Annotated in this window: 22 protein-coding genes; 5 read left to right on the forward strand and 17 right to left on the reverse strand. The window is 71.7% G+C overall.

Annotated elements, in window-relative coordinates; genetic code table 11:
- Positions 1-49 precede the first annotated feature (49 nt).
- On the reverse strand, positions 50-1,255 hold the full coding sequence (locus STRNI_RS18830; protein ID WP_159486923.1) for a sensor histidine kinase: 1,206 nt from the start codon (positions 1,253-1,255) through the stop codon (positions 50-52).
- 172 nt (positions 1,256-1,427) lie between these two features.
- Here STRNI_RS18830 and STRNI_RS18835 point away from each other — a divergent pair, with 172 nt between their 5' ends.
- Both STRNI_RS18835 and STRNI_RS18840 read left to right on the forward strand, forming a co-directional pair.
- The gene (locus STRNI_RS18835; RefSeq protein ID WP_159486925.1) at positions 1,428-2,462 is read left to right on the forward strand and encodes an SAM-dependent methyltransferase; all 1,035 of its coding nucleotides are present in this window, start codon (positions 1,428-1,430) and stop codon (positions 2,460-2,462) included.
- A gap of 44 nt (positions 2,463-2,506) precedes the next feature.
- Positions 2,507-3,649 (forward strand): NADH-quinone oxidoreductase subunit D, encoded by a 1,143-nt coding sequence (locus tag STRNI_RS18840; protein ID WP_159486927.1) that lies wholly within the window; start codon positions 2,507-2,509, stop codon positions 3,647-3,649.
- A gap of 274 nt (positions 3,650-3,923) precedes the next feature.
- Here STRNI_RS18840 and STRNI_RS18845 read toward each other — a convergent pair whose 3' ends face one another.
- The 4 genes from STRNI_RS18845 to STRNI_RS18860 all read right to left on the reverse strand — a co-directional run bounded on the left by STRNI_RS18845 (position 3,924) and on the right by STRNI_RS18860 (position 7,766).
- Positions 3,924-5,168 (reverse strand): hypothetical protein, encoded by a 1,245-nt coding sequence (locus STRNI_RS18845; protein ID WP_277411641.1) that lies wholly within the window; start codon positions 5,166-5,168, stop codon positions 3,924-3,926.
- Positions 5,169-5,232: 64 nt separating this feature from the next.
- Positions 5,233-6,207: an ABC transporter substrate-binding protein gene (locus STRNI_RS18850; protein WP_277411642.1), complete on the reverse strand. Its 975-nt coding sequence runs from the start codon at positions 6,205-6,207 to the stop codon at positions 5,233-5,235.
- Between the two features lie 68 nt (positions 6,208-6,275).
- The gene (locus STRNI_RS18855; RefSeq protein WP_277411643.1) at positions 6,276-7,028 is read right to left on the reverse strand and encodes an ABC transporter permease; all 753 of its coding nucleotides are present in this window, start codon (positions 7,026-7,028) and stop codon (positions 6,276-6,278) included.
- A gap of 3 nt (positions 7,029-7,031) precedes the next feature.
- Entirely contained in the window at positions 7,032-7,766 is a 735-nt protein-coding gene (locus STRNI_RS18860; protein WP_159486933.1) for an ABC transporter permease, read from the reverse strand.
- A 176-nt stretch (positions 7,767-7,942) separates the two neighbouring features.
- Between STRNI_RS18860 and STRNI_RS18865 the strand changes: the two genes are divergently transcribed.
- A complete protein-coding gene (locus STRNI_RS18865; RefSeq protein ID WP_277411644.1) occupies positions 7,943-9,181 on the forward strand; it encodes an ABC transporter ATP-binding protein in 1,239 nt (412 codons plus the stop codon).
- Positions 9,182-9,375: 194 nt separating this feature from the next.
- Here STRNI_RS18865 and STRNI_RS18870 read toward each other — a convergent pair whose 3' ends face one another.
- From STRNI_RS18870 to STRNI_RS18895, 6 genes are all read right to left on the reverse strand, one after another.
- Positions 9,376-9,861, reverse strand: coding sequence for a DUF3180 domain-containing protein (locus tag STRNI_RS18870; protein ID WP_127152387.1), 486 nt, complete (start codon positions 9,859-9,861; stop codon positions 9,376-9,378).
- Positions 9,862-9,984: 123 nt separating this feature from the next.
- Positions 9,985-10,632: a 2-amino-4-hydroxy-6-hydroxymethyldihydropteridine diphosphokinase gene (gene folK, locus STRNI_RS18875; protein WP_018092962.1), complete on the reverse strand. Its 648-nt coding sequence runs from the start codon at positions 10,630-10,632 to the stop codon at positions 9,985-9,987.
- Positions 10,629-10,988 carry a dihydroneopterin aldolase gene (folB, locus tag STRNI_RS18880; RefSeq protein WP_018092961.1) on the reverse strand — a complete coding sequence of 120 codons (360 nt, stop codon included), beginning with the start codon at positions 10,986-10,988 and terminating at the stop codon, positions 10,629-10,631. The genes folK and folB overlap by 4 nt, the downstream gene beginning before the upstream one ends.
- A gap of 419 nt (positions 10,989-11,407) precedes the next feature.
- The gene (locus STRNI_RS18885) at positions 11,408-11,887 is read right to left on the reverse strand and encodes a nuclear transport factor 2 family protein (RefSeq protein WP_109896352.1); all 480 of its coding nucleotides are present in this window, start codon (positions 11,885-11,887) and stop codon (positions 11,408-11,410) included.
- 5 nt (positions 11,888-11,892) lie between these two features.
- Positions 11,893-12,831: a dihydropteroate synthase gene (gene folP / locus STRNI_RS18890; RefSeq protein ID WP_277411645.1), complete on the reverse strand. Its 939-nt coding sequence runs from the start codon at positions 12,829-12,831 to the stop codon at positions 11,893-11,895.
- Positions 12,832-12,954: 123 nt separating this feature from the next.
- Positions 12,955-14,802: a phosphatidylglycerol lysyltransferase domain-containing protein gene (locus tag STRNI_RS18895; RefSeq protein WP_159486937.1), complete on the reverse strand. Its 1,848-nt coding sequence runs from the start codon at positions 14,800-14,802 to the stop codon at positions 12,955-12,957.
- A 141-nt stretch (positions 14,803-14,943) separates the two neighbouring features.
- Between STRNI_RS18895 and STRNI_RS18900 the strand changes: the two genes are divergently transcribed.
- Entirely contained in the window at positions 14,944-16,059 is a 1,116-nt protein-coding gene (locus tag STRNI_RS18900) for an alpha/beta hydrolase (RefSeq protein WP_109891678.1), read from the forward strand.
- A 138-nt stretch (positions 16,060-16,197) separates the two neighbouring features.
- On the opposite strand, the gene folE is transcribed toward STRNI_RS18900, so the two are convergent.
- From folE to dacB, 6 genes are all read right to left on the reverse strand, one after another.
- Positions 16,198-16,803 carry a GTP cyclohydrolase I FolE gene (gene folE / locus STRNI_RS18905; protein WP_018092956.1) on the reverse strand — a complete coding sequence of 202 codons (606 nt, stop codon included), beginning with the start codon at positions 16,801-16,803 and terminating at the stop codon, positions 16,198-16,200.
- A 120-nt stretch (positions 16,804-16,923) separates the two neighbouring features.
- A complete protein-coding gene (gene ftsH / locus STRNI_RS18910; protein ID WP_018092955.1) occupies positions 16,924-18,936 on the reverse strand; it encodes an ATP-dependent zinc metalloprotease FtsH in 2,013 nt (670 codons plus the stop codon).
- A 281-nt stretch (positions 18,937-19,217) separates the two neighbouring features.
- A complete protein-coding gene (hpt, locus tag STRNI_RS18915) occupies positions 19,218-19,757 on the reverse strand; it encodes a hypoxanthine phosphoribosyltransferase (protein WP_030077134.1) in 540 nt (179 codons plus the stop codon).
- Positions 19,758-19,843: 86 nt separating this feature from the next.
- Positions 19,844-20,902, reverse strand: coding sequence for a tRNA lysidine(34) synthetase TilS (tilS, locus tag STRNI_RS18920; RefSeq protein ID WP_277411646.1), 1,059 nt, complete (start codon positions 20,900-20,902; stop codon positions 19,844-19,846).
- Between the two features lie 191 nt (positions 20,903-21,093).
- Complete coding sequence (locus STRNI_RS18925) at positions 21,094-22,239, reverse strand: zinc-dependent metalloprotease (RefSeq protein WP_018092952.1); 1,146 nt, start codon at positions 22,237-22,239, stop codon at positions 21,094-21,096.
- 475 nt (positions 22,240-22,714) lie between these two features.
- On the reverse strand, positions 22,715-24,289 hold the full coding sequence (gene dacB, locus STRNI_RS18930) for a D-alanyl-D-alanine carboxypeptidase/D-alanyl-D-alanine endopeptidase (RefSeq protein WP_277411647.1): 1,575 nt from the start codon (positions 24,287-24,289) through the stop codon (positions 22,715-22,717).
- 86 nt (positions 24,290-24,375) lie between these two features.
- Between dacB and STRNI_RS18935 the strand changes: the two genes are divergently transcribed.
- Positions 24,376-24,870, forward strand: a complete 495-nt coding sequence (locus STRNI_RS18935) for an inorganic diphosphatase (RefSeq protein ID WP_018090094.1) — start codon at positions 24,376-24,378, stop codon at positions 24,868-24,870.
- The last annotated feature ends 17 nt before the right edge of the window (positions 24,871-24,887 follow it).

Below are 24,887 nucleotides of genomic sequence, written 5' to 3' on the forward strand. Positions count from 1 at the left end.
GGTGGTCCTCACCGGTAGGACGCCGTCCGGTCCTGGCCGGTTGGCGCCCTCACCGGGCCGGTTTGAGCGGGAGTACGGCGCTGACCCGGAAGCCGCCGCCCGGCCGCGGCCCCGCGGTCAGGGTGCCGCCGACCATGCCGACCCGCTCGCGCATCCCGATGAGGCCGTGGCCGAGGCCGTCCTCCCCGCCGTCCTCGTAGAGCTCGCGCTGTGCGCCCCGTCCGTCGTCCTCGACGAGCAGATCGAGGTCGTCTTCCCGGTAGGAGAGCCGGACGGTCGCACCGACGTCGGGGCCGCCATGTTTGCGGGTGTTGGTGAGCGCTTCCTGGACGATGCGGTACACGGTCAGGGCGACGCTGCTGGGCAGTTCGCGGGGTTCGCCCTCCGTCCGGAAGTCGACCGGCAGTCCCGCGCTGCGTACCTGGTCCATGAGGTCGGTGAGCTGCTCGACGCCCGGCTGGGGGACGTATTCGCCGCCCTCGGGCTGTTCGCCGGTGCGGAGTACGCCCAGCAGGCGGCGCATTTCGGCCAGCGCCTGGCGCCCCGTGCCGGAGATCGTCTCCAGGGCCTGCCGGGTCTGTTCGGGCGCGGCGTCGAGCACATAGGCGGCGCCGTCGGCCTGGACGACCATCACCGAGACGTTGTGGGCGACGACGTCGTGCAGTTCGCGGGCGATACGGGCGCGCTCGGCCGCGACCGCGATCCGGGACTGCGCCTCGCGCTCCTTCTCCAGCCGGGCGGCCCGCTCCTCCAGCTGCGCCCAGTAGGCGCGGCGGGTGCGCATGGAGTCGCCGAGCACCCAGGCCAGCACGAAGGGCACGGTGAGCAGCACGGTGACGAACAGGCTTTCCCCCACCGACTGGCTGCCCTCCTCGTCCCTGAAGCGCCAGAAGGAGAGGGCGGGGCCGAAGACGGCGCCGGCGAGCGCACAGCGGGAGGCCCAGCGGGGGACGGTGGGCCCGGACGCGACGGTGTAGGTGATCGCGAACATCGCGGCGTCGCCGGGGTAGGTCTCGATGCGGAAGACCAGCTGGCCGACGCCGATGGCGGCCGTCAGCAGCAGCATCTTCACGGGGGCCTTGCGGCGCAGCGCGACGACGAGGCACAGGCCGATCGTGAAGATCGCGGCGATGGGCTGCTGGTACCCCTCGATGCGGCTCCCGACCCACAGGCTGCTGATCCCGAGCAGGGGGACGGCCCAGAAGGTGTCCACCCCTGTCGGGTGCCTGCGGAGGAAGTCATAGAGGCGCTGCACGTAACCCAGCGTAGGCACCGTGAATACGTGTACGAGTCAACCGAGCGAGCGATCCTGTGCGCCGGGCCTACTCCCCAAGGTGGAGAATCCCTGGGCCAAATGTGTCGGACCGCTGGAGGGCGGGCACCTGGTGCCGCCGGCCGGCCCGCCGCCCGCCCGTACCGTGGGGCAGATGACGAACGAGTGGTGCGGGTGGCGCGAGGCCACGGAGCGGGCGCTGTACGGCCCGGACAGCGGCTTCTACACCCGGCCCGGCGGCCCCGGCCCGGCCGGCCACTTCCGTACCTCCGTGCATGTCTCGCCGCTCTACGCGGGCGCCGTCGCCACCCTCCTGTGCCGCGTGGACGCCGCTCTCGGCCACCCGGACGAGCTGGCGCTGGTCGATGTGGGCGCGGGGCGCGGCGAACTGCTCACCGGCGTGCTGGCCGCGCTGCCCGCGGAGGTGTCCGCGCGGGTGCGCCCGTACGCGGTCGAGCGCGCCGCGCGCCCCCAGGGGCTCGATCCGCGGATCGACTGGCGGGGCGAGCTGCCGGCGCCGGGCTCGGTCAGCGGGCTGCTGTTCGCGAACGAATGGCTCGACAACGTGCCGGTCGAGGTCGTCGAGACGGATGACGACGGGGTGCCGCGCCGGGTGCTGGTCCGCGCCGACGGCACGGAGCGGCTGGGCGAGCCCGTGGACGGCGCGGACGCGGAGTGGCTCCGTCGCTGGTGGACGCCGCCCCTGGCCCCCGACGCCACCGGAGGCGGCTCCCCGGGGCTGCGCGCCGAAATCGGCCGCCCCCGGGACGAGGCCTGGGCTCGGGCCGTCCGGACGCTGCGCGCCGGCCTGGCCGTCGCCGCCGACTATGCGCACGAACGGGGCGACCGTCCGCTGTTCGGCACGCTCACCGGCTTCCGCGACGGCCGCGAGGTGCGTCCCGTCCCGGACGGCAGCTGCGACATCACGGCGCATGTGGCGCTGGACGCCTGCGCCGGGCCGTCGGCCGAGCGGCTGACCCAGCGCGCGGCGCTGCACGCCCTGGGGGTGGACGGCCGGCGCCCGCCGCTCACCCTGGCCGCCACCGACCCGTCCGGGTACGTACGGGCTCTCGGTGCGGCCGGGTCGGCGGCGGAGCTGACCGATCCGGCGGGCCTCGGCGGCTTCGGCTGGCTGCTGGAGCCGGTGGGCGGGGCGTGTGCGGGGCTGCTGGGGGCCGGGGGCGCCTGAGGGCCAGGGCGGGCGCCGGGAGGGCGTGCTGCAAGACTGTTCCCATGACGGAGACGACGGTCGGCATCGGCGGCGCGGCGGAGAGCACCGACATGGTGCTGAACATCGGCCCGCAGCATCCCTCGACGCATGGCGTGCTGCGGCTGCGCCTCGTCCTGGACGGCGAGCGCATTCAGCACGCCGAACCGGTGATCGGCTATATGCACCGCGGCGCCGAGAAGCTCTTCGAGGCGCGCGACTACCGCCAGATCATCATGCTCGCCAACCGGCACGACTGGCTGTCGGCGTTCTCCAACGAGCTGGGCGTGGTCATGGCCGTCGAGCGGATGCTGGGCATGGAGGTGCCTGAGCGTGCCGTCTGGCTGCGGACCCTGCTGGCCGAGCTGAACCGCGTGCTGAACCATCTGATGTTCCTCGGCTCGTACCCCCTGGAGCTGGGCGGCATCACCCCCGTCTTCCATGCCTTCCGGGAGCGGGAGGAGCTCCAGAGCGTCATGGAGGAGATCTCCGGCGGCCGGATGCACTACATGTTCAACCGCGTCGGCGGCCTCAAGGAGGACCTGCCGGCGGGCTGGCTCGGCCGGGCGCGGCAGGCCGTGGCCGATGTGCGGTCCCGGATGGACGTCTACGACAACCTGGTCCTGGGCAACGAGATCTTCCGTGGCCGGACCCGCGGGGTCGGGGTGCTCGCGCCGGAGACGGTGCATGGGTACGGGGTCTCCGGGCCGATCGCCCGGGCCTCCGGTGTGGACTTCGATCTGCGGCGCGACGAGCCGTATCTGGCGTACGGGGAGCTGCAGTCCACGCTCCGGGTCGTCACCCGGGAGGAGGGCGACTGCCTGGCCCGCTTCGAGTGCCTGCTCGGGCAGAGCCACAATGCGCTCGATCTGGCCGACGCGTGTCTGGACCGGATCGCGGAGCTGCCGCCGGGGCCGGTCAACCAGCGGCTCCCCAAGGTCCTGAAGGCTCCCGAGGGCGCGACGTACGCCTGGACCGAGAACCCCCTCGGCATCAACGGCTACTACCTCGTCTCCAAGGGCGAGAAGACCCCCTACCGCCTCAAGCTGCGCTCGGCGTCGTTCAACAACATCCAGGCGCTGGTGGAGCTGCTGCCGGGCACGCTGGTCGCCGACATGGTCGCCATTCTCGGCTCGCTGTTCTTCGTCGTCGGCGACATCGACAAGTAGGGGGCTGGCCGGGCGGTCGACGGTTCCACCGCGACCGGTATCCACAGCCTGTGGACAACGAGGGGCCGGGTACGGATGGCCGCCTGGTACGGATGTCCGCCGGGCACGGACGACCGCCCGCCCGGAGCGCAGAGCAGCTGTCCGGAACGCGGTCCGGCCCCGGAGCCGAGGAGCGCTCCGGGGCCGGACTGCTGTCCGATCGGGTCAGGAAATGGCGGTGCGCAGGACGCCCGGCCGGGTCAGGAGATGGCCGTCCGCAGGGCGCCGGGCCGGGTCAGGAGATGGCCGTGCGCAGGGCGCCGAGGTCGAACTGTTCGGTCTCGTCGTGCGCGGTCAGGTCGATGACCGCGCCGCTGCCGGTGGTCGTTTCCCCCTCGGTCTGCACGGACTCGTCCGCGGTGTGCTCCGCGGACGGCTGTGTACGGGCCGACTGTTCGGCGAGGGCCTCGTCCCCGACGACGTCGGCCAGATCCTCCTCCAGCGGCCCGGCCAGCTGCCGGGGGCCGGCGGCGGTCGCGTTGCCGAAGAAGTCGAAGCCGCCCATCGCACGGGACGCGGTGGGGCGGGACGGGGCGAGGGCAGCGGCGGTGGCCGGCACCGGGCGGAGCGCGGGTCCGGCGGCGGTGGCCGTACGGGCGTGGTCGGTCCCGCCCGTGCGCTGTGCGGCTGCCGCCGGGGCCTTCCCCCGGCCCTTCTCACCGTCCTGGCCGCCCTGGGCATCGCGGCCGGCGGGCGGTCCGGAACGGGCGGCCCCGGCACCGTCCTTCGACGACCGGCCGGACTTCTGGGCGGCGCGCTGCCGGGCGGCGTTGCGTGCCAGCCGGCGCAGCGCCTGGTCGGCCTGCGCGAAGGTGGCGGCGGGGCGGTCGGTGTTGGTGGTGGCGGCGGCGGGCTCGCGCCGGGCCGGGACGGTGGCTTCCCCTGTGCGTGGTGCTTCCCCCTGCGCAGGGCCCTCCCCCTTGGCCGGGTAGAGCCGGGAGCTGGGGGGAGGAGTCGAGAGCTTGAGGGACGGCTGGAGCGCCGGGGAGAGTCCGGCGACGGCCGGCAGCGCCTTGGCCGGGGCGGCGGCCTCGATGGCGAGGAGCCGGCGGCCCTCCAGGGCGCTGGCCCGCTCGGTCTCGGCGGTGGCGTAACGGCGGAGCAGCTCGGCGTGTTCGCTGCGCAGCCGGGCCAATTCGGCGCGCTTGGCGCGGAGTTTGGTCTCCAGGCCGGCCCGGAGCTCGCGGGATTCCTCGACGTCCGTTTCGAGCTCCGCTATCCGCTCCTCGGTGCGCCACTCGTCGCGCACCCGGGCGCGGTTGAGTTCGGCGACCTGCCGGCCGGCCTTGCGGTCCCAGACCCGCAGAAGAACGGCGCCGGTGAGTGCGGCGGCCGCCGCGCCCGCGGCGAGCACCCGTTGCACCAGATCGTCGCCGACAAACCACGCGCCCGCGGCGCAGGCGATTGACGCACCGGCGACCGTCGAGGGAGGAAGCAGCCGGTGGAGGGGTGGTGAATGACGGTGGCGTCCTCGTGGCATGGCCAGAAACTTACCGTGCGTGCGGGATCTATGGGGCCCCGCACGCCGATCCGTTTCCCGCTGGTTACTTCTTGACCAGTTCCTTGGACTCCAAATAAGCCTGCGCGACATCCGTGGGCTTGAGCCGCTCGGCATCGACCTTGCGGTTCAAGGTGATCAGGTCTTCGGTCGTCAGCGCACGGGTGAGCTTCCCGAGAGCGGCCGCTATCTCCTTGTCACCGGCGCTCTTGGCATTCACCACCGGCAGCACATTGTCGGCGTTCTGCAGCTTCTTGTCGTCCTTCAGAAGCACCAGACCGAAGTTGTCGAGCGTGGCGTCCGTGGTCGTGGTGAGCACCAGTTGGTCGGTGCCGTCCTTGACCGCCTGCTTGGCCTGCGGGGTCCCGACGCCCTTGGGGTCCAGCGCGGTGATGTCGATGCCGTACGTCTTCTCCAGGCCCGGCTTGCAGAACACCCGGGTCTCGCACTCCTCACCCGAGGCGAGTTTGATCTTCTGCTTCGATGCGCCGAGGTCGGAGAGGGTCTTCAGCTTGTTCTCGGCGGCGAATTCCTTGCTGACCGCGAACGCGTTCTGGTCCGTCGCCCGGCCCGCCGGCAGTACCTTCAGCCCGCGCGGGGAGGCGAGCTTCTCCAGTGCCGTCACCGTCTTGTCGATGTCACTGGAGGCGACGGGCTTCGCCTTGCTGCCGTTCTTCTTCGCGTTGAGGAATTCGGCGAGGGTGGAGGCGTATTCCGGAACGACATCGATCTGGCCCTTCTCCAGGGCCGGTTCATACAGCTCGCGATTGGCCAGGGTCTGTACCCGCGTGCGGTAACCGGCATCGGCCAGGACCCTGGAATAGATCTCGGCGAGCACCTTCGACTCGGTGAAACCGGCCGAGCCGATGACGAGCTCGCCCTTCCCGCCGCCCTTCCCGCCGCCCTTGCCGCCGCCCTTCTCCTCCAGGCTCTTGCCCCCGCAGGCGGCCAGGCCGGCCGCCAGGGTGATCACTGCGCCCGCGGCCACCGCGGTGCGCGCCACACGCGATCTGCTGCTCATGGATGCCACCATTCAGTCCGTTCGGATCGGGTCCGGCCGAGTCGTGCCGGATCGGGTCGGGTCGTCGCCTACGGGGCGGGGGCCGAGGCCGGAGCGGCACGGGTCGCGCCCGGCCCCGCGCCCTTGGCCGGATACGAGGCCCTGCGCGCCGCGCGCCGTCGCCCTCGCATCGGGTCGAGGAGCCGCTCCGCCAGGACGAGGACGCCCTCCACGGTCAGGGCGAGCACGGCCACCAGCAGTGCGCCCGCGACGACTTGAGCGGTGTCGTAGTTGCCGAAGCCGGCGGTGATGATCCTGCCCAGGCCTCCGCCGCCGGCCAGCGCGGCCAGCGTCGCGGTCGCCACCACCTGCACCGTGGCCGACCGCAGACCGGTCATGATCAGCGGATAGGCGAGCGGTATCTCGACCCGCAGCAGGAGCTGCGGCCCCGACATGCCCATCCCGCGTGCCGCCTCGACCACATCGCGGTCCGCCTCCCGCATGCCCAGATAGGCGTTGGTCAGCAGTGGCGGCACCGCGAACAGCACCAGCGCGATGATCGTCGGCCAGTCGCCCCGGGTGCCCAGCGGGCTGAGCGTCAGCAGCACCAGGACCGCGAACGTCGGTACCGCGCGCCCCACGTTGGAGAGATTGACGGCCAGTGCCCCGCCCTTGCCGAGGTGCCCCAGCCAGAGCGCCACCGGCAGGGCTATCAGACAGGAGAGGGCCAGGCACAGCCCGCTGAGCCAGAGATGCTCGGCCAGCCGGTGCCACACCCCCTTCTCCCCGGCCCAGTGGGCGGCCGTCGTCAGCCACTGCCACGCGCCCGCGATAGCCCCCATCGCTCAGCCCCCCGCCTTCGCCACACGGGCGCCGCGCCGCGCACGGGCCGCCGCCCGCCCCTGCGCCCTCGTCCAGGGCGTCAGCAGCCGCTGCAGCCCCATCAGCAGCAGATCGGCGAGCAGTGCCAGCAGCACACACAGCACCGAGGCCGTCAGCACCTCCGCCTTGAAGAAGCCCGCCATACCGCTGGCTATCAGATTGCCCAGTCCCCCGTAGCCGACGACGGAGCCGATGGTCGTCATCGCCACCGTCGAGACCGTGGCGATCCGCAGTCCGGCCACCAACGCGGGCAGCGCGAGCGGGACTTCCACCTCGCACAGCAGCCGCGCCGGGCCGTACCCCATCCCCCGGGCGGCCTCCCGCACCTCGGCGGGCACGGCCTGCAGACCGGCGAGGATGTTGCGCACCAGGATCGTCAGCGAATACAGCACCAGGCCCGTCACGACCACGGCCGCCGAGACCCCGAAGACCGGGGTCAGCAGGGCGAACATCGCGAGCGAGGGGATCGTGTAGAGGACCGTCGTGAGCCCCAGGACCGGTCCGGCGGCGCCCCGCCACCGCCGGGCCACCAGCGCCAGCGGAAAGGCGATCAGCAGGCCGATCGCCACGGACACGGCCGTGATGCCGAGATGCTGGACCGTCGCGTCCACCAATTCCTGGCTGCGGGTGCGCAGATACTCACCGCAGATCCAGTCGTTCGTCTCCAGGCAGCTCGGCCCGGCAGCACTGCCCCGCATGGCCCGTCACCCCCCCCGCCCCGGTCGCTCACCGATCCGGTGACTGTCTGCGACCCTAAACCCGGCCACTGACAATCGGCCCGCTCCCGCAGCTCACCGGCCACTTCGCCATCCACCCGCAACACCGCGTTCACGACCGCCCGGCCACAATGGGCCGTACACCACTGGGGGGAAGCATGATCCGGTTCGAGCACGTCACCAAGAGCTACCCCGACGGCACGACGGCCGTGGACGACCTCACCTTCGAGGTCGCCGAGGGCGAACTCGTCACGCTCGTCGGGCCGTCGGGCTGCGGCAAGACCACGACGATGAAGATGGTCAACCGGCTCATCGAGCCCACCAGCGGCCGCATCCTCCTCGACGGCGAGGACATATCCGGCCTCGACCCCGTCCAGCTGCGGCGCCGTATCGGCTATGTCATCCAGCAGGTCGGCCTGTTCCCCCACAAGACCGTCCTGGACAACACCGCCACCGTCCCGCACCTCCTCGGCCGGCCGCGCCGGGAAGCAAGGGCGCGCGCCGCCGAACTCCTCGACCTGGTCGGCCTGGACCCGTCCACCTATGGCGACCGCTACCCCGAGCAGCTCTCCGGCGGCCAGCGCCAGCGGGTCGGGGTGGCCCGTGCGCTCGCCGCCGACCCGCCCGTCCTGCTGATGGACGAGCCGTTCGGCGCGGTCGACCCGGTCGTGCGCGAGCACCTCCAGAACGAGTTCCTGCGGCTGCAGTCCACGCTCCGCAAGACGGTCCTCTTCGTCACCCACGACATCGAGGAGGCCGTGCGGCTCGGCGACCGGATCGCCGTCTACGGGGCGGGGCGCATCGAGCAGTTCGACACCCCCGCGACGGTGCTGGGCGCCCCCGCGACCCCGTACACCGCGGAGTTCGTCGGCGCCGACCGGGGCCTGAAGCGGCTCTCCGTCACGCCCGTCGAGCCCGGCGACCTGGAACAGCCTCCGGTCGTCCGCCTCGACGACCCCGTGGACCGCGCCGCCGGCCGGCTCTCCGCCGACGGTGCCTCCTGGGCGGTCGTCCTGGACGCCGACGGTGCGCTGCACGGCTGGGTCCCGGCCGCGGCGCTCACGGGCGCCCCCGCGGCGCCGGCGGACGGCACCGGGCCGGGTCTGAAGAAGCGCGCCCCGCAGGGCGCCACCGTCCGCGATCACGCCCGGCGGATGGATGCCCGGCTGCCGCTCGGCGCCCCGCTCAGGCAGGCGCTCAGCACGATGCTGCAGCACGATGCGGGCTGGGTGGCGGTCCAGGACGGCGACCGTTTCCTGGGGGTCCTCACCCCCGCGCGGCTGCACACCGCGCTGCGCCGTGCCACCACCGCGGACGCCGCGAACGTCGCGCGCGATGAGGTGTCGCTCGATACGGTCCCGGGCCCCGGCGTCCCGGCCCCGGGCCCGGCCGGCTGACCGGGGCGGCGGCCCGCTGCGGCGCCCGGCCCACCAGGGCACCGCGGTCCGCCAGGGCACCGCGGCCCGCCAGGGCACCGCGGCCCGCCAGGGCACCGCGGCCCGCCAGGGCACCGCGGCCCGCTACAAGCACCGCGGCCCGCCACAGCGCCACAGCCCGCGCTGCGGGCCCGGACCGCGGACCCGGACCGGCGTCAGACCGCCGCGTCCACCCCGCCGTTGCCGTCATCGTCCGGCAGCTTGCACACCCGCTCCAGGAAGATCGCCGCGGCGACCACCGCCGCTCCGGCGAGCACGGACAGCCCGGCGTAGATCGCCTGGTCCCGGCGCGCCGTGACCTCCAGACCGGCGGTCAGCAGAAAGACGCCGACACCGCCGTACAGCCCGGCCACCAGCGACGCGACCAGCGCGCTGGCCTGCCCGAAGACCACCGCGCGGGCGGCCACCAGCGGATCGACGCCCTTGGCGCCCGGCCGGCGCTCGCGCTGTGCGCGCAGCCGCGACCGGAGCGAGAACGCGGTGGCGGCGAGCACCGCGGCGATCAGCGCCAGCACGATCGGGGCGGCCACCGGAACGCTGGGCAGGGTGCCGAACGAGTCCCACAGCCGGGCGCCGCCCCAGGCGAGCACCCCGGCCGCCAGAAACAGCCCGACCAGCACCTTGATGTGTAGCTGCTTCACCGAGCGATCGCCCCTCGCGCCGTCATGCCCTTCTCTGCCGTCACAACCATCCTTGTCGTCATGGCCGCCGTGTCCGTTCCGTACGGATGCATCCCGCAGGGAGCCGGCCCGCAACCCTAACGACTACTCCGGCAGCCGCAGTTCCAGGTCCGCCCGCGGTTCCACACCGTCGCGGCCGACCGCGGACAGGAGCTCGGCCACCGCGCCCCGCCCGGGGACCACGGCCTCCGGGTCGATGTCGTGCCACGGCACCAGCACGAACGCCCGCTCGTGGGCGCGCGGGTGCGGCAGCGTCAGCCGCGGGTCGTCGGAGATCACGTCCTGATACGCCAGGATGTCGACGTCGATCGTACGGGGGCCCCAGCGCTCGTCGCGGACCCGCTCGAAGGCCTCCTCGATCGCCTGCCCGCGCTCCAGGAGGGAGTCCGGCGGCAGCGTCGTCTTGATCAGCACCACGGCGTTGAAGTACGACGGCTGGGAGCCGGGGTCCACGCCCCACGGCACGGTCTCGTAGACCGGGGAGACCGCCTTGACCCGCAGACCGGGGGTGTCCTCCAGCGCGTCGACGGCGCCCTGGAGGGTCTCCAGGCGGTTGCCGAGATTGCTGCCGAGGGAGATCACGGCGCGTTTGGGGTTGGAGAGCGTCACATCGGCGGCGTCCACCTGCTCCACTACGGAGGCGGGCACCGGCTGCACGGTCGGGTCACCCAGGCCGGGGCGGTGCGCGGCGGCGCCGTGCGGGGTGGCGGTCGGGTGGCGGGTGGGCTTCATACTCGGCTCCGAGTGATGGTGATGGTCACGTCGTCAAAGGGGACGGTGATCGGTGCGTCCGGCTTGTGCACCACCACCTCCACCTCCTGCACGCCCTCGTGCTTGAGGCACTGGTCGGCGATGCGCTCAGCCAGGGTCTCGATGAGGTCGACGGGCTCGCCCTCCACGACGGCCACCACCTCCTCGGCCACGACGCCGTAGTGCACGGTCTTCGCGAGATCGTCGCTGGCCGCTGCCTGGCGGGTGTCCAGACCGAGCGCCAGGTCGACGATGAAGGTCTGGCCTTCCTCGCGCTCCCGGGGGAACACCCCGTGGTGGCCTCGGGCCTTCAGCCCACGCAGCGCGACACGATCCACGCGAATCACTCCCACTGGTCCACGGCACCTCTGGCGCCACTGTTCGTCGGATCCGGGCAGCCGCCGGAGCGATCCGGCAACACTGCCCCGCCGTCGAATCTACCTTCGAGTACCGACAGTCCTCGCCCACGGGGGCTATGGACAAGACCCCGTCCTGCTGCTAAGCGCTGCCCCACGGGACAGCAGCCAGCGGGCCGGGAGATCGTCCGCGCGGCCCTCTTACCCCCCTGCCCACGCCCCACCCCTACCCGTGCCGCACTTGGCTCGAACGGGTGCGCCCTCACCCAAATGGCTGACGCCGACCACTGACGGTGGCGCAGCCCCTGGCTCCGGATGCAAGGGCGCGTGGCCATGGCAAGGCTCACACCCCGCCCGCGCCCGGATCCGCCCCCGTCCGGCGCCCGCCTCCCGGAAGGCGCTCAGAGGGCCTCCTCGCCGCCCTCGCCGGCTCCCCCGTTCCCGTCGTCCTCGTCCTCGTCCTCGCGGTCCGCCAGCACCGGCGAGCCGTGGTGCGACCACACCCGCCAGCCGTCCTCCGTACGCCGGAAGACATTGGTCGCCACGACCAGCTGGCCGATCAGCGGCCCCACCGAGCCGTCGTCCTCGGCGGGCCCGCCGCTGAGGATGTTCTCTGTGCAGGTCACCAGCGCGGTGTCCCCGATGACGTCGATCTCCACGTCCGTGAGGAAGAACTGGATGTACTCGGTGTTCGCCATGATCAGGGCGTACGAGCGCAGCACCTCGCCGCGCCCCCGCAACACCGGCCACCCCGGGTGGACCACGCTCACCTGGCCGTCCAGCCACAATTCGGACAGCGCCTCGTGATCACCGCGCTCGATGGTCTCGTACAGGGTGGTGTTCGCCTGCTCGACCAGCTCGATGTCCGTCCGTGGGCCCAAGCCGCTCACACCGTTCCCGTCGTCTTCGCCGTCGTCCCGTTCGCCTCACTGCCGGCGGCCGTCACCGCCGTGCCACTACTGCCGGCCGCTGCCGCGCACTCCACGGCACGGGCCACCCGTACCGCATCCGCGCTCGCCCTGACCTCGTGCACCCGCACCGCCCAGGCCCCCTCTCGCGCCACGATCGCCGACACCGCCGCCGTCGCGGCATCCCGCTCCCGGGCCGGCGGTGGGGCGGCTCCCTCGCCACCTGCCAGCACCCTGCCCAGGAACCGTTTCCTCGATGCGGCCACCAGCAGCGGCCGGCCCAGCGCCCGCAGCCGCGCCAGCTGGGCGACCAGGGCGAGATCGTGCCCGGCCTCCTTGGCGAAGCCCAGGCCAGGGTCGATGACGATCCGGTCCGGGTCGATCCCGCCGGACACCGCGCGCTCCATGCTCCGCCCGAGCTCGGCGACGACCTCGGCGACCACGTCCCCGTAGACGGCGCGGTTGTTCATGTCGATGGACTGGCCGCGCCAGTGCATCACGACGAACGGCACGTGGTGCGCGGCCACCGCCGGCACCATCGCCGGGTCGGCGGCGCCCCCGCTGACGTCGTTGACCAGCCGCGCGCCGGCCGCCACGGCCTGCTCGGCGACCGAGGCCCGCATGGTGTCCACGGAGACCGTGACACCGGCGGCGGCCAGCTCCCGGACGACCGGGACGACCCGGCGCAGCTCCTCGGCCTCGTCCACCCGCGCCGCGCCCGGCCGGGTCGATTCACCGCCCACGTCCACCATGTCGGCGCCCTGCGCCACCAGGTCGAGACCGTGTTTGACGGCGAGTTCGGTATCGAACCAGTCGCCGCCGTCGGAGAACGAATCGGGCGTCACATTGACGACGCCCATCACCGCGCAGCGTTCCCAGTCCGGCAGTCCGGCCACCCGGCCACGCAAGGTACTCATGGCACCAGCGTAGGCCGTGTGCCGACCGGCCGGATTGCGGCCACCGCATGCGGGGACGTCAGGGGCGACGGCCCGCCGGACGCCGTACGGGACGGTCTGCCCGCGCGGCCGTCCGGGCCTTCGTCAGGCGGCCCGCTCGACCGCGCCCTGCGAGGTGACCGGCCGCGGCACATGCGCGCACGGCCGGGGCTCCACGGCCTTCCTGCGCCGCAGTACGCGCGGCAGGCCCAGCTCCAGATAGCCCTCGGCCTGCAGCGCCGCCAGGCCGATCCGGGGGATGTCGCGGCTGTTGCGGAAGACCACGAAGCGGGGCTCCCAGCGCGGCCGGAACTTGTCGTTGAACTTGTACAGCGACTCGATCTGGTACCAGCGGGACAGGAAGATCAGCATCCCGCGCCAGACCCGGATGACCGGCCCCGCGCCGAGCTTCTCGCCGCGCTCCAGGGAGGAGCGGAAGACCGCGAAGTTCAGCGACACCTGCTTGATCCCGAGGTCCGGGGCGGCCTGCAGCGCGGCGACGATCAGCAGCTCGTTCATGCCGGGGTCGGCGCTGCGGTCGCGCCGCATCAGCTCCAGGGAGATCCCGCTGTCGCCCCACGGGACGAAGTGCTGCATCGCCTTGAGGTCGCCGTACGGGCCCGGCTCCTCGCCCTCGGCCGCCGGCAGATGCGCGGTGGCGATCACCGCGTCGCCGTCGGCCACCGCGTCGATCCGGCCCAGCGCCATGGAGAAGCCGCGCTCGGTGTCGGTGTCCCGCCAGGCGTCCGCGGCCTTCTGGAGCTGGGCCAGCTCGTCCGGCGCCAGATCGCGCACCCGCCGCACCCGGGTCTCGTAACCGTTGCGCTCAATGCGCTTGACCATCTGCCGTACGTTGCGCATCGCGCGGCCGGTGAGGGTGAAGTCGGCGACGTCCACGATCGCCTCGTCGCCGAGCTCCAGCGCGTCCATACCGGTCTCCCGCGTCCACACCTGGCCGCCGGTCTCGCTGCAGCCGGTGACCGCCGGGGTCCAGGAGTGCGCCTTCGCCTCCGCCATGAAGCGCTCGATGGCGCCCGGCCAGGCCTCCACGTCGCCGATCGGGTCGCCGCTGGCGAGCATCACACCGGAGATCACCCGGTAGCAGACCGCGGCCTTGCCGGTCGGGGAGAAGACCACGCCCTTGTCGCGGCGCAGCGCGAAGTAGCCGAGCGAGTCCCGGGCGCCGTGCCGCTCCAGCAGCGCCCGCAGCTGCTGCTCGTCGTCGTCGGTCAGCCGGGCCGCCGGGTGCTCGGGGCGGAAGGCGAGGTACGCGGTGGTGGCGACGGTCAGCAGGCCGAGCGCGCCGAGCGAGTAGCCGACGGTGTAGTCGACGTGGTGGGTGTAGCCGACCGGGCCCTCGAAGCCGAACAGGCCCCACAGGACGTGCTGGGCGCGGTCCCAGACGGAGGGCGAGCCGATGGTCTTGTGGGGGTGGGAGCTGACGATGACCATGCCGATGGCGAAGCTGACCCCGCCGAGGACGACGAGGTTGGCCACGGCCTTCCAGCGGCTGCGCGGGTCGGGCAGCGCGGCGAACTCGCGCCGGTGCCACACCAGGTACACCAGGAGCGCCAGCGAGAGCACCGCTCCGAAGACGGAGTGGCGGTACACGAGCTGGGCGGCGATCCCCACCGGAAGCAGCGCCACGGCCGCTCCCCAGGCCCGCCGCTTACGCCGCTTGAGCCCGTGGGCCAGAAGGAGCAGCAGGATGCCGACGACGATGGAGGCGGCGGCCGCCAAGGGGCTCACCGCGCCCGGCAACACCTCCGCCAGGGCGTGCATCCGGCTGTGCCGGAACCGCGGGAACACCCCTGCCGCCAGGTTCAGCAGGCCGACGACCGCGCCTGCCGTACCGACGACCGCCGGCACCGCTTCGGGCCGCGGGCCGCGGAGCCAGCGTGGTGTTCGCCACGCAACCGTCTCCGAGTTTTCGCCATCTAGCCTGTCAGACATCACTTTCCCGTCGCCCCGGTCGAGAGAACGTGCGAGCCTTGTCGCAGCATCTGGACTTTTTGCGCCCTGTATGACGGCGTTTCAGGGCTCGGGGTTCCACTAGCGGTACGGATGGCCCGGCCGCCCGGAAGAAAGCACCACATGGGTCTCACCAGTAAGAAAGTGCTGCTTCTTGCCGTCCTCGTCGCGGTGGCACTGTTCGTCCTCACCATTTGGCTCTGGCCGCGCCTGTCCAAGAAGAACTGGCGCGCCGTTCTCGGCCGTATCGGGCTCCTGGTGGCGACACAGCTCTCCCTCTTCGCCACGATCGGTCTGTACGCCAACAATTCCTTCGGTTTCTACGCGTCCTGGGCCGACCTCTTCGGTCAGGAGCAGGAGCCGGGCGTGGTCACCGAATACCAGACCGGTCCGGGCGGCACCAAGCTGCGGATGCTGGGCACCCAGCGGGTCAGCGTCCAGAACGGCGCCCGGCCGGCGGCCGGCGGCCGCATCGACAAGGTGCTGGTCCGCGGCGAACACTCGCAGATCGCCAGTCCTGCGTATGTCTATCTGCCGCCGCAGTACTTCCAGAAGAAATACGCCCACCAGAAATTCCCGGCGGCCCTGGTGCTCACCGGTTACCCCGGCACCGCCGAGGCGCTCTACAAAAAGCTGCATTTCCCGCAGACCCAGCACGAACTGCTCAAGCAGCGCAAGATGCGGCCGACCGTCCTGGTGATGATGCGCCCGACCGTCGCACCGCCGCGCGACACCGAGTGCATGGACATACCGAACGGCCCGCAGACCGAGACCTTCTTCACCAAGGACCTGCGCGCGGATATCTCCGAGCACTACCGAATAGGCCGCGAAGCGAAGAGCTGGGGTGTCATCGGTGACTCCACGGGCGGCTACTGCGCGCTGAAGATGACGATGCGGCACCCCGAGGCGTACTCCAGCGCCGTCGCCCTCTCCGGCGCCTACAAGGCCCCGCGCGACGCCACCACCGGCGACCTCTTCGGCGGCAACCGGCAGCTGGAGCGCGAGAACAACCTGCTGTGGCGTCAGCGGAATCTGCCCGCGCCCCCGGTGAACCTGCTGGTCACCAGCAGCAAGCAGGGTGAGGGGAATTACCAGCAGACGCTGCGGTTCATCGAGCAGACGAAGTCGCCGAGCCGGGTCTCGTCGATCATCCTCGACAGCGGCGGCCACAACTTCAACACCTGGCGCCGGGAGATCCCCGCCGCCCTGGAGTGGCTGGGCAACCACCTCAAGGCCTGACGGGCCGGCGCCCGCCCCCACAGACACGGCAACGGCCGGGTCCCTCCCACGAGGGGCCCGGCCGTCCGGTTTACGCGTGCGTGGCCGACCGTCCGAGGGCGCTCGACGGGCCGGCCGTACGGGCCTGGGCCCGGTGCCTCAGCGGGCCAGTATCAGGCTCATCGCCTCGGCGCGGGTGGCGGCGTCCCGCAGCTGGCCGCGCACGGCCGAGGTCGTCGTCTTGGCGCCCGGCTTGCGCACCCCGCGCATGGTCATGCACATGTGCTCGCACTCGATGACGACGATCACGCCGCGCGGCTCCAGGATCTCCATCAGCGAGTCCGCGATCTGCGTGGTCAGCCGCTCCTGGACCTGCGGGCGCCGGGCGTACACATCGACCAGCCGGGCCAGCTTGGACAGGCCGGTGATCTTGCCGTCGGTGGACGGGATGTAGCCGACATGCGCCACACCCACGAACGGCACCAGGTGATGCTCGCAGCTGGAGACCAGCTCGATGTCCTTGACCAGCACCATCTCGTCATGGCCCAGGTCGAAGGTGGTCGTCAGCACGTCCTCCGGCTTCTGCCACAGGCCGGCGAAGATCTCCTTGTACGCCCGTGCCACCCGTGCCGGCGTCTCCAGCAGCCCCTCACGGTCCGGGTCCTCGCCCACCGCGATGAGCAGCTCGCGGACGGCGTTCTCGGCGCGCTTCTCGTCGAATGTGCCGATCTTGCCGCCGACGTCCAGCGTCACAGGGTCCGTCATGTGGTGCCTCGTTCCTTCTGCGCCCGCTCGAATTCGCGGTGGAATCGCGGAATGCCGCGCCCCCCAGGCTAAACCTGGGGGGCGCGGCATTTATTCCGGGGCCCTGGGGGACCGCCGGGATCAGCTCTCGGGGCGCTGCTCCTCGGGTGCTTCCGCCTTCTCCGTGGAGACGGTGGCGGTCGTGGTCACCGAGCCGTTGGCCGGGGCCAGCTCCTTCGGCGACAGCACCGGCGGGCGGCTGGAGGGCGTACGGCGCGACGAGCCGGTCCAGGCCGGGCGGGCCGGGCGCTTGACCACGTGCTTGAAGAGCTCGGCGATCTCCTCCTTGTTGAGGGTCTCCTTCTCCAGCAGCGTCAGCACCAGGTTGTCGAGCACATCGCGGTTCTCGACCAGGATCTCCCACGCCTCGTTGTGCGCGGTCTCGATGAGCCTCTTGACTTCCTCATCGACCAGCGCGGCGACCTCTTCCGAGTAGTCGCGCTGGTGACCCATCTCACGGCCCAGGAAGGGCTCGGAGTTGTCGGTGCCGAACTTGATCGCACCGAGCCGCTCGGTCATGCCGTACTGCGTGACCATCGCGCGGGCCGTGGCGGTGGCCTTCTCGATGTCGTTCGCGGCGCCCGTGGTCGGGTCGTGGAAGACCAGCTCCTCCGCCGCGCGGCCGCCCAGCATGTACGCCAGCTGGTCGAGCATCTCGTTGCGGGTGGTGGAGTACTTGTCCTCGTCGGGCAGGACCATGGTGTAGCCCAGGGCCCGGCCGCGGGACAGGATCGTGATCTTGTGCACCGGGTCGGAGTTCGGTGAGGCCGCCGCGACCAGGGCGTGTCCGCCCTCGTGGTACGCGGTGATCTTCTTCTCCTTCTCGGACATGATCCGGGTCCGCTTCTGCGGGCCGGCCACGACGCGGTCGATCGCCTCGTCCAGGAAGTGGTTGTTGATCAGCTTCTCGTCGCTCCGGGCCGTCAGCAGCGCGGCCTCGTTGAGGACGTTGGACAGATCGGCACCGGTGAAGCCGGGGGTGCGCTTGGCGACGGCCGAGAGGTCGACGTCCGGGGCGACCGGCTTGCCCTTCTGGTGGACCTTGAGGATCTCCAGACGGCCCTGCAGGTCCGGACGGTCGACGGCGATCTGCCGGTCGAAACGGCCGGGGCGCAGCAGCGCCGGGTCGAGGATGTCCGGGCGGTTCGTGGCGGCGATCAGGATCACGCCGCCCTTCACGTCGAAGCCGTCCATCTCGACCAGCAGCTGGTTGAGGGTCTGCTCACGCTCGTCGTGGCCACCGCCCAGGCCCGCACCGCGGTGCCGGCCGACGGCGTCGATCTCGTCGACGAAGACGATCGCCGGGGCGTTCGCCTTGGCCTGCTCGAAGAGGTCACGGACCCGGGAGGCACCGACACCGACGAACATCTCGACGAAGTCGGAACCGGAGATCGAGTAGAACGGGACGCCCGCCTCGCCGGCGACGGCGCGCGCCAGCAGCGTCTTGCCCGTACCGGGCGGGCCGTACAGCAGCACACCCTTGGGAATCTTGGCGCCGACGGCCTGGAACTTCGCCGGCTCCTGGAGGAACTCCTTGATCTCGTGGAGCTCCTCGACCGCCTCGTCCGACCCCGCGACGTCCGTGAAGGTCGTCTTGGGGGTGTCCTTGGTGATCAGCTTCGCCTTCGACTTCCCGAAGTTCATCACCCGGGAGCCGCCGCCCTGCATCTGGTTCATCAGGAACAGGAAGACGACCACGATGAGGACGAAGGGGAGCAGCGAGAGCAGCACACCGACGAACGGGTTCTGCTTCGACGGGGAGACGGTGTACCCGTCCTTGATCTCGCCGGTCTGGTACTTGGCCTGCAGGTTCTTGGCCACGTCGACGCCCTGGTCGCCGATGTAGCTCGCCTGGAGCTTGTTGGAGCCGTCGATCTTGTAGGAGCCCGACAGCTCAATCTTGATCTTGTTCTCGTCACCGGTCGTCAGCTCGGCGGATTTCACCTTGTTGTCAGCGATCGCCTTGACGACCTGACCGGTGTCCACCGTCTTGTAGCCGCCGGACGAGCCGACGACCTGCATCAACACGACCACGGCGAGGACGGCCAGCACGATCCACATGACCGGCCCACGGAAGTATCGCTTCACGTCCATCCATACGGAGCCGCTGAGGCCCCGTCCCTCCTGCCACAGTGAGGCACAACGCCCTTGGGAGGGCTGGTCGTGCGTACGGTGTATTACTGGCCCGAAAAAGAACTGCCTTCGGACGGTACCCCAGCATTGTCACCCGGCGCCTGCGCCGACGGTGAACATGCAGCCGAGGATTCCGTTCTCCCTGCTCCAACGGCGGGCGGCCCCGAAGGGTTCCCGCCGGGCCGCAGTGGACGGTCCGAGGCTCGCCCGGCCACACCGGCCGGACGAGCGCGGGGACGCCCTCAGCCGCCGTAGACGTGCGGCGCGAGAGTACCGACGAACGGCAGATTGCGGTACTTCTCCGCGAAGTCGAGTCCGTACCCGACGACGAACTCGTTGGGAATGTCGAAGCCGATCCACTTCACGTCGATGGCGACCTTGGCCGCGTCCGGCTTGCGCAGCAGCGTGCAGACCTCCAGCGAGGCCGGCTCGCGCGAGCCGAGGTTCGACAGCAGCCAGGACAGCGTCAGACCGGAGTCGATGATGTCCTCGACGATCAGGACGTGCTTGCCCTTGATGTCGGTGTCGAGGTCCTTGAGGATGCGGACCACACCGGAGGACTGGGTGCCCGCGCCGTACGACGACACGGCCATCCAGTCCATCGTGACGGGGGTGGACAGCGCGCGCGCCAGGTCCGCCATCACCATCACGGCGCCCTTGAGGACGCCGACGATGAGCAGGTCCTTGCCCGCGTACTCCGCGTCGATCTTCGCGGCCAGCTCCGCCAGCTTCGCGTCGATCTCTTCCTTGCTGATGAGTACCGACTGAAGGTCGGAACCCATGTCCTTGTCGTCCACCCGTGCCACTCTCGCTCTGTTCGGTGTTCGCGTCAGTCGTGAGACTTCGGATGCGGGGCAGCGTCTGCGGCTCAGCCCTGCCGAATCACCAGTCTGCCACCCTGCCGTCGCACACCCACTCGCCCGGGGAGGTTGATGGCCCCCTGCCCCCTCCAGGCGGTGATCAGCCGGTCCACTTCTTCGATGTGGCGGGCGAAGAGCGAACCGGCCGGGGAACCGGCGCCGATGACGGCCCGGCGCAGCACCCGGCGGCGCACCGCGGGGGGCAGCGCGAACAGGGCGGCGATATCGAGGGAGCCGCTGTCGTCGAGCACCGAACCCTCGGCGTCGGCGGCCCAGGCGTCCAGGGCGTCGGCGTCGTCGCGGGAGAGCTGGGCGGTACGGGCCAGCGCCTCGACGACGCCCTTGCCGAGCGCCTTCTCCAGGGCGGGCAGGCCTTCGTGGCGCAGCCGTGAGCGGGTGTAGGCGGGGTCGGCGTTGTGCGGGTCGTCCCAGACGGGCAGCGCCTGGATCAGACAGGCCTTACGGGCGGTCTGGCGGTCCACGTCGAGGAAGGGCCGGCGATAGCGCCCGTCCCGGCCGCTGGTCGCGGCCATACCGGAGAGCGAGCGGGTACCGGAGCCGCGGGCGAGACCGAGCAGCACCGTTTCCGCCTGGTCGTCGCGGGTGTGGCCGAGGAGGACAGCGGTGGCGCCATAGCGCTCGGCGACGGCGTCCAGGGCGGCGTAGCGGGCGTCACGGGCGGCGGCTTCCGGGCCGCCGGACGGGCGGCTGCCGCTCCCCCGGTACGCGGTGCCGTGCGCCACCTTGTTCGGTTCGCCCACGTCGACGGCGACGGCCTCTACGGGATCCAGCCCCAGGGCCCGCAGCCGCAGGACGACCTCGGCGGCGCGGAGGTCCGAGCCCTCCTGGAGGCCGTGGTCGATGGTGACGCCCCCGGCACGGACCCCCAGCTTGGGGGCCTCGAAGGCGAGGGCGGAGGCGAGCGCCATGGAATCGGCGCCGCCGGAGCACGCGACGAGCACGAGCGGGGGCTCGTGCCGGTCCTGCGCGCAGTGGTGGTTGAGCACGTCGTGGAGTACGCGGCGGACCGCCAGGCGTATCGCGGCGACCGCTGGATGGGGACCCATGTCCGTTTCCAATCGTTCAGCTGGGGAGCCTCGGGCCGTGGACGGCACTTCGTCACACAGAGTGCCTAGATGGTGACAGAGGCGAGCGGTTCCCCGAGCATTGCACGCCTATCCATCGGTAACGGTCCCTCAGACGGGTGATTGAAGGGGCGCTCTACTGCCACGTGGCGTGCCCAGCTCACGCCGTTCGCTTACGGTGCCCCGTCCGCCTTGCGGTGCACCCGCGCGATCCAGTCCGCCGGTTTGGCGATCTCTTGTTTGGTCGGGAGGGTGTTCGGTGACGTCCAGACCCGGTTGAAGCCGTCCATGCCGACCTCCTCGACGACCGCGCTGACGAACCGCTCGCCGTCGCGGTACTGCCGCAGCTTGGCGTCCAGGCCGAGCAGCTTGCGCAGCGCCTGGTCCAGCCGGCCCGCACCGCTGGCCCGGCGCTTCTGGAACTTCTCCCGGATCTCGGCGACCGACGGCACGACATCGGGCCCCACGCCGTCCATCACATAATCCGCGTGCCCCTCCAGCAGGGACATCACCGCGGTCAGCCGGCCGAGGATCTCGCGCTGCGCGGGCGTCTGGACGAGATCGACGAGGGAGCGGCCCTCGTCCTCGCCCTCCTCGCCCTCGGGCTTGGCGCCGGCCAGCGACTGGGCGGCCTCGCGCAGCCGCTCCAGGAGGGTGCCCGGGTCGATGTCCGTCTCACCGAGGAACGACTGGATCTCGCCCTCGATGTGGTCCCGCAGCCACGGGACGGCGGTGAACTGGGTGCGGTGGGTCTCCTCGTGGAGGCACACCCACAGCCGGAAGTCGTGCGGGGCCACTTCGAGCTCGCGCTCCACGTGCACGATGTTCGGCGCGACGAGCAGCAGCCGGCCGCCCTGTGCGGCGGCCGGCAGATCCCGGGAGGCCGGCGCGAACGTCTCGTACTGGCCGAGGACCCGCGAGGCCAGGAACGACAGCAGCATGCCCAGCTCCACGCCGGTCACCTTGCCGCCGACCGCGCCGAGCACCGCGCCACCGGGGACCGTCGAGCGGCGGTCCTCCATCTTGGCCAGCAGCGGCTTGAGCACGGCCCGGAACCCGGCGACATTCGCCTTGATCCAGCCGGGCCGGTCCACGACGAGGACCGGCGTGTCATGCGGCGCCTCGCCCGTCGCGTCGGGCTGTGCCATCCGCGTGAACGCGCGCACATGCGCCTCGGAGGACTTGGCGTGCTTGCGCAGCTCGGCGACGATCGCGCGCGCCTCGTCCCGGCTCACCTCTGGGCCCGGCCGCACGAACCGGGTCGCGGTCGCGACCGCGAGGTTCCAGTCGACCATCTCGGTTCCACCGATGCTCGTCATGAGTTCACCGTACGTGGGCGTTTGGCGTGGGGGTAGCCGGTTCGCTGCGCTTTGCCGTTGTCCCGCGTGTTCGGCTGGCCCGCCGTGGGGGCTTCTCGTTGTTGCGGGTCCGCTGCGCGGGGCGTGGGCTCGGGTGATGCTTGTGGGTTTCCCGTCGTTGCGCCGTGCGCTGCGCTTTGCCTTCGGGCCGCGTTTTCGGCTTTCCCGCCGTGGTGGTTTCCCGTCGTTGCGCCTGCGGGCCGGTCCGCTGCGCGGGGCTGTCGGGGTGCGGGGCTGTCGGGGGGCGGTGACGGGCCTCCGGGGCAGGGGTGTGGGACTGCTTCGCTTTACGTCCCACACCCCTGCCCCTCCGGCCCGTCCCCTCCCGTGGGTGGGTGGGAAAAGGCCGGTGGGTGGGGGCGGTTGGTGGGTGGGCGGGAGGTTGGGGGTGGGGAAAACCCTCGGGGCCGGGGGGCTTGTCGGTGGGGCTCGGGGGTTAGCGGCAGCCGCAGTTGGCTACTGCTGAGGCGAGTTTGTCCAGGGCGGTCTGGGCGCCTTGGGGGTCGGTGGTGCCGGTGGTCATGAAGGAGAAGGCGAGGAGGCGGCCGTCGGCGTCGACGACGGTGCCGGCCAGGGTGTTCACGCCCGTGAGGGTGCCGGTTTTGGCGCGTACGGCGCCGGCGCCTGCGCTCTGGCCCCGGTAGCGGTTGCTGAGGGTGCCGGTGAAGGCGGCCACCGGGAGGCCGGTGACGACGGGGCGCAGGGCCGGGTGGTCGGGCGACGAGGCGTGCAGCAGGAGGCGGGAGAGCAGGGCGGCGGTGACCTTGTCGTCGCGGTCCAGGCCGCTGCCGTCCTCGAAGACGGCGCCGGACAGCGGGAGGTGCTCCCGCTGGAGGGCGGTGCGCACGGCCTTGCCGGCACCGGCGAAGCTGGCCGGCTGGCGGGTGGCGAGGGCGGTCTGGCGGGCCAGCGCCTCGGCGATGTCGTTGTCGCTGTGGGTCAGCATCCGCTCGACGAGCGCGGACAGCGGCAGGGAGTGGACGGCGGCGATCCGGTCGGGCTTCTTGGGGGCCTTGGCGCCTCCGGGGTCGCCGTCGACGGTGATGCCGCGGTCGTGGAGCAGATCGGCGAAGGTGCCGGCCGCCGTGCGGGCCGGGTCCGCGTCGCGTGGGGCGGTGCCGTGGTCGGAGTCGTCGAGGCGGGCCTCGTCGGTCATCAGCGCGGTGACGGGGGCGATGTTCTCGTTCGGGCCGATGGGGTGCTGGACGGGGCCCGAGTAGGCGCTGGTGTCGTAGCCCAGGCTGATCTTGGTGAGGTGGCGCTTCTTGAGGGCGCGGGCGGTGGCGTCGGCGAGGGTGCGCAGATTCGCGGGCTGTTCCTCGGCGCCGTGCCGCGGGGCGCGGGCGGTCAGGGTGGGGTCGCCGCCGCCGACCAGGACGATGCGCTTCTTGCCGGCCAGGACGACGGTGGTGTCGATGCGGTGGTCGGGGCCGAGCGCGGAGAGCGCGGCGACGGCGGTGGCGAGCTTGACGGTGGAGGCGGGGGTGGCGGCCTTGCCCTGGCCTTCGCCGAAGACCTCGCGGCCCGCGGCCACGTCCAGGACGGAAGCCGTCCGCAGCGGGCCGAGCGCCGGGTCCTTCAGCAGCGGTTCCAGGGCGTCGGCCAGGCCCGCGTCGGTGGGTGCGGGGGCCGCGCCACGGCCCGCGGCGCCGGGCGCGCGGCCGCCGAGCGCGGGCAGCACGGGCGGTGCGCTGGGCGCCGGCCGGGAGTCCGGGGCGTGATGCTCGCCACTGGCACCGTCCATGGCGGCCGCCTCCGCGCGCTCGGCCGTACGCTGACCCGAGTCCCACGGCCCGGACGCCGCCACCGCGACGATCGCGACCGCCAGGCCGGTGGCTGCGGAGACCGCCGTCAGCCGCCAGGTCTGCTGGGTATGGCGCGGTGTGGCGTGCCATACCTGCTGCGTGGTCGCGACCGCCGTCTGCGCCGACCGGACCGCCGCGCGCGTCGCCGACCGCGCGGACCGTGCCGCCGACTGCCATCTGACCTGCCACTTTCCGGTCTTCGGCATCTCGGACCAGCCCCTTTCGCCACCACACACCTGCGTGGGGGACACTTAATCACCAGACGTATGTGTTGATCATGGAGGAGCCACCCGTGGAGTTCGACGTCACCATCGAGATCCCGAAGGGTTCGCGGAACAAGTACGAGGTGGACCACGAGACCGGTCGGATCCGCCTGGACCGTCGACTCTTCACCTCGACCAGCTACCCGGCCGACTACGGCTTTGTCGAGAACACCCTGGGAGAGGACGGCGACCCGCTGGACGCGCTGGTCATCCTGGACGAGCCGACCTTCCCCGGCTGCCTCATCAAGTGCCGCGCCATCGGCATGTTCCGCATGACGGACGAGGCCGGCGGCGACGACAAGCTGCTGTGCGTGCCGGCGTCCGACCCGCGAGTGGAGCACCTGCGGGACATCCACCACGTGTCGGAGTTCGACCGCCTGGAGATCCAGCACTTCTTCGAGGTCTACAAGGACCTGGAGCCCGGCAAGTCCGTCGAGGGCGCCAACTGGGTCGGCCGCACCGAGGCCGAGGCGGAGATCGAGGCCTCGTTCAAGCGCCTTGAGGCGCAGGGCGGCGCGCACTGACGCAGCGTCGTCGGCCC

The sequence above is a fragment of the Streptomyces nigrescens genome (assembly GCF_027626975.1).
In the GTDB taxonomy this organism is placed as follows: domain Bacteria; phylum Actinomycetota; class Actinomycetes; order Streptomycetales; family Streptomycetaceae; genus Streptomyces; species Streptomyces nigrescens.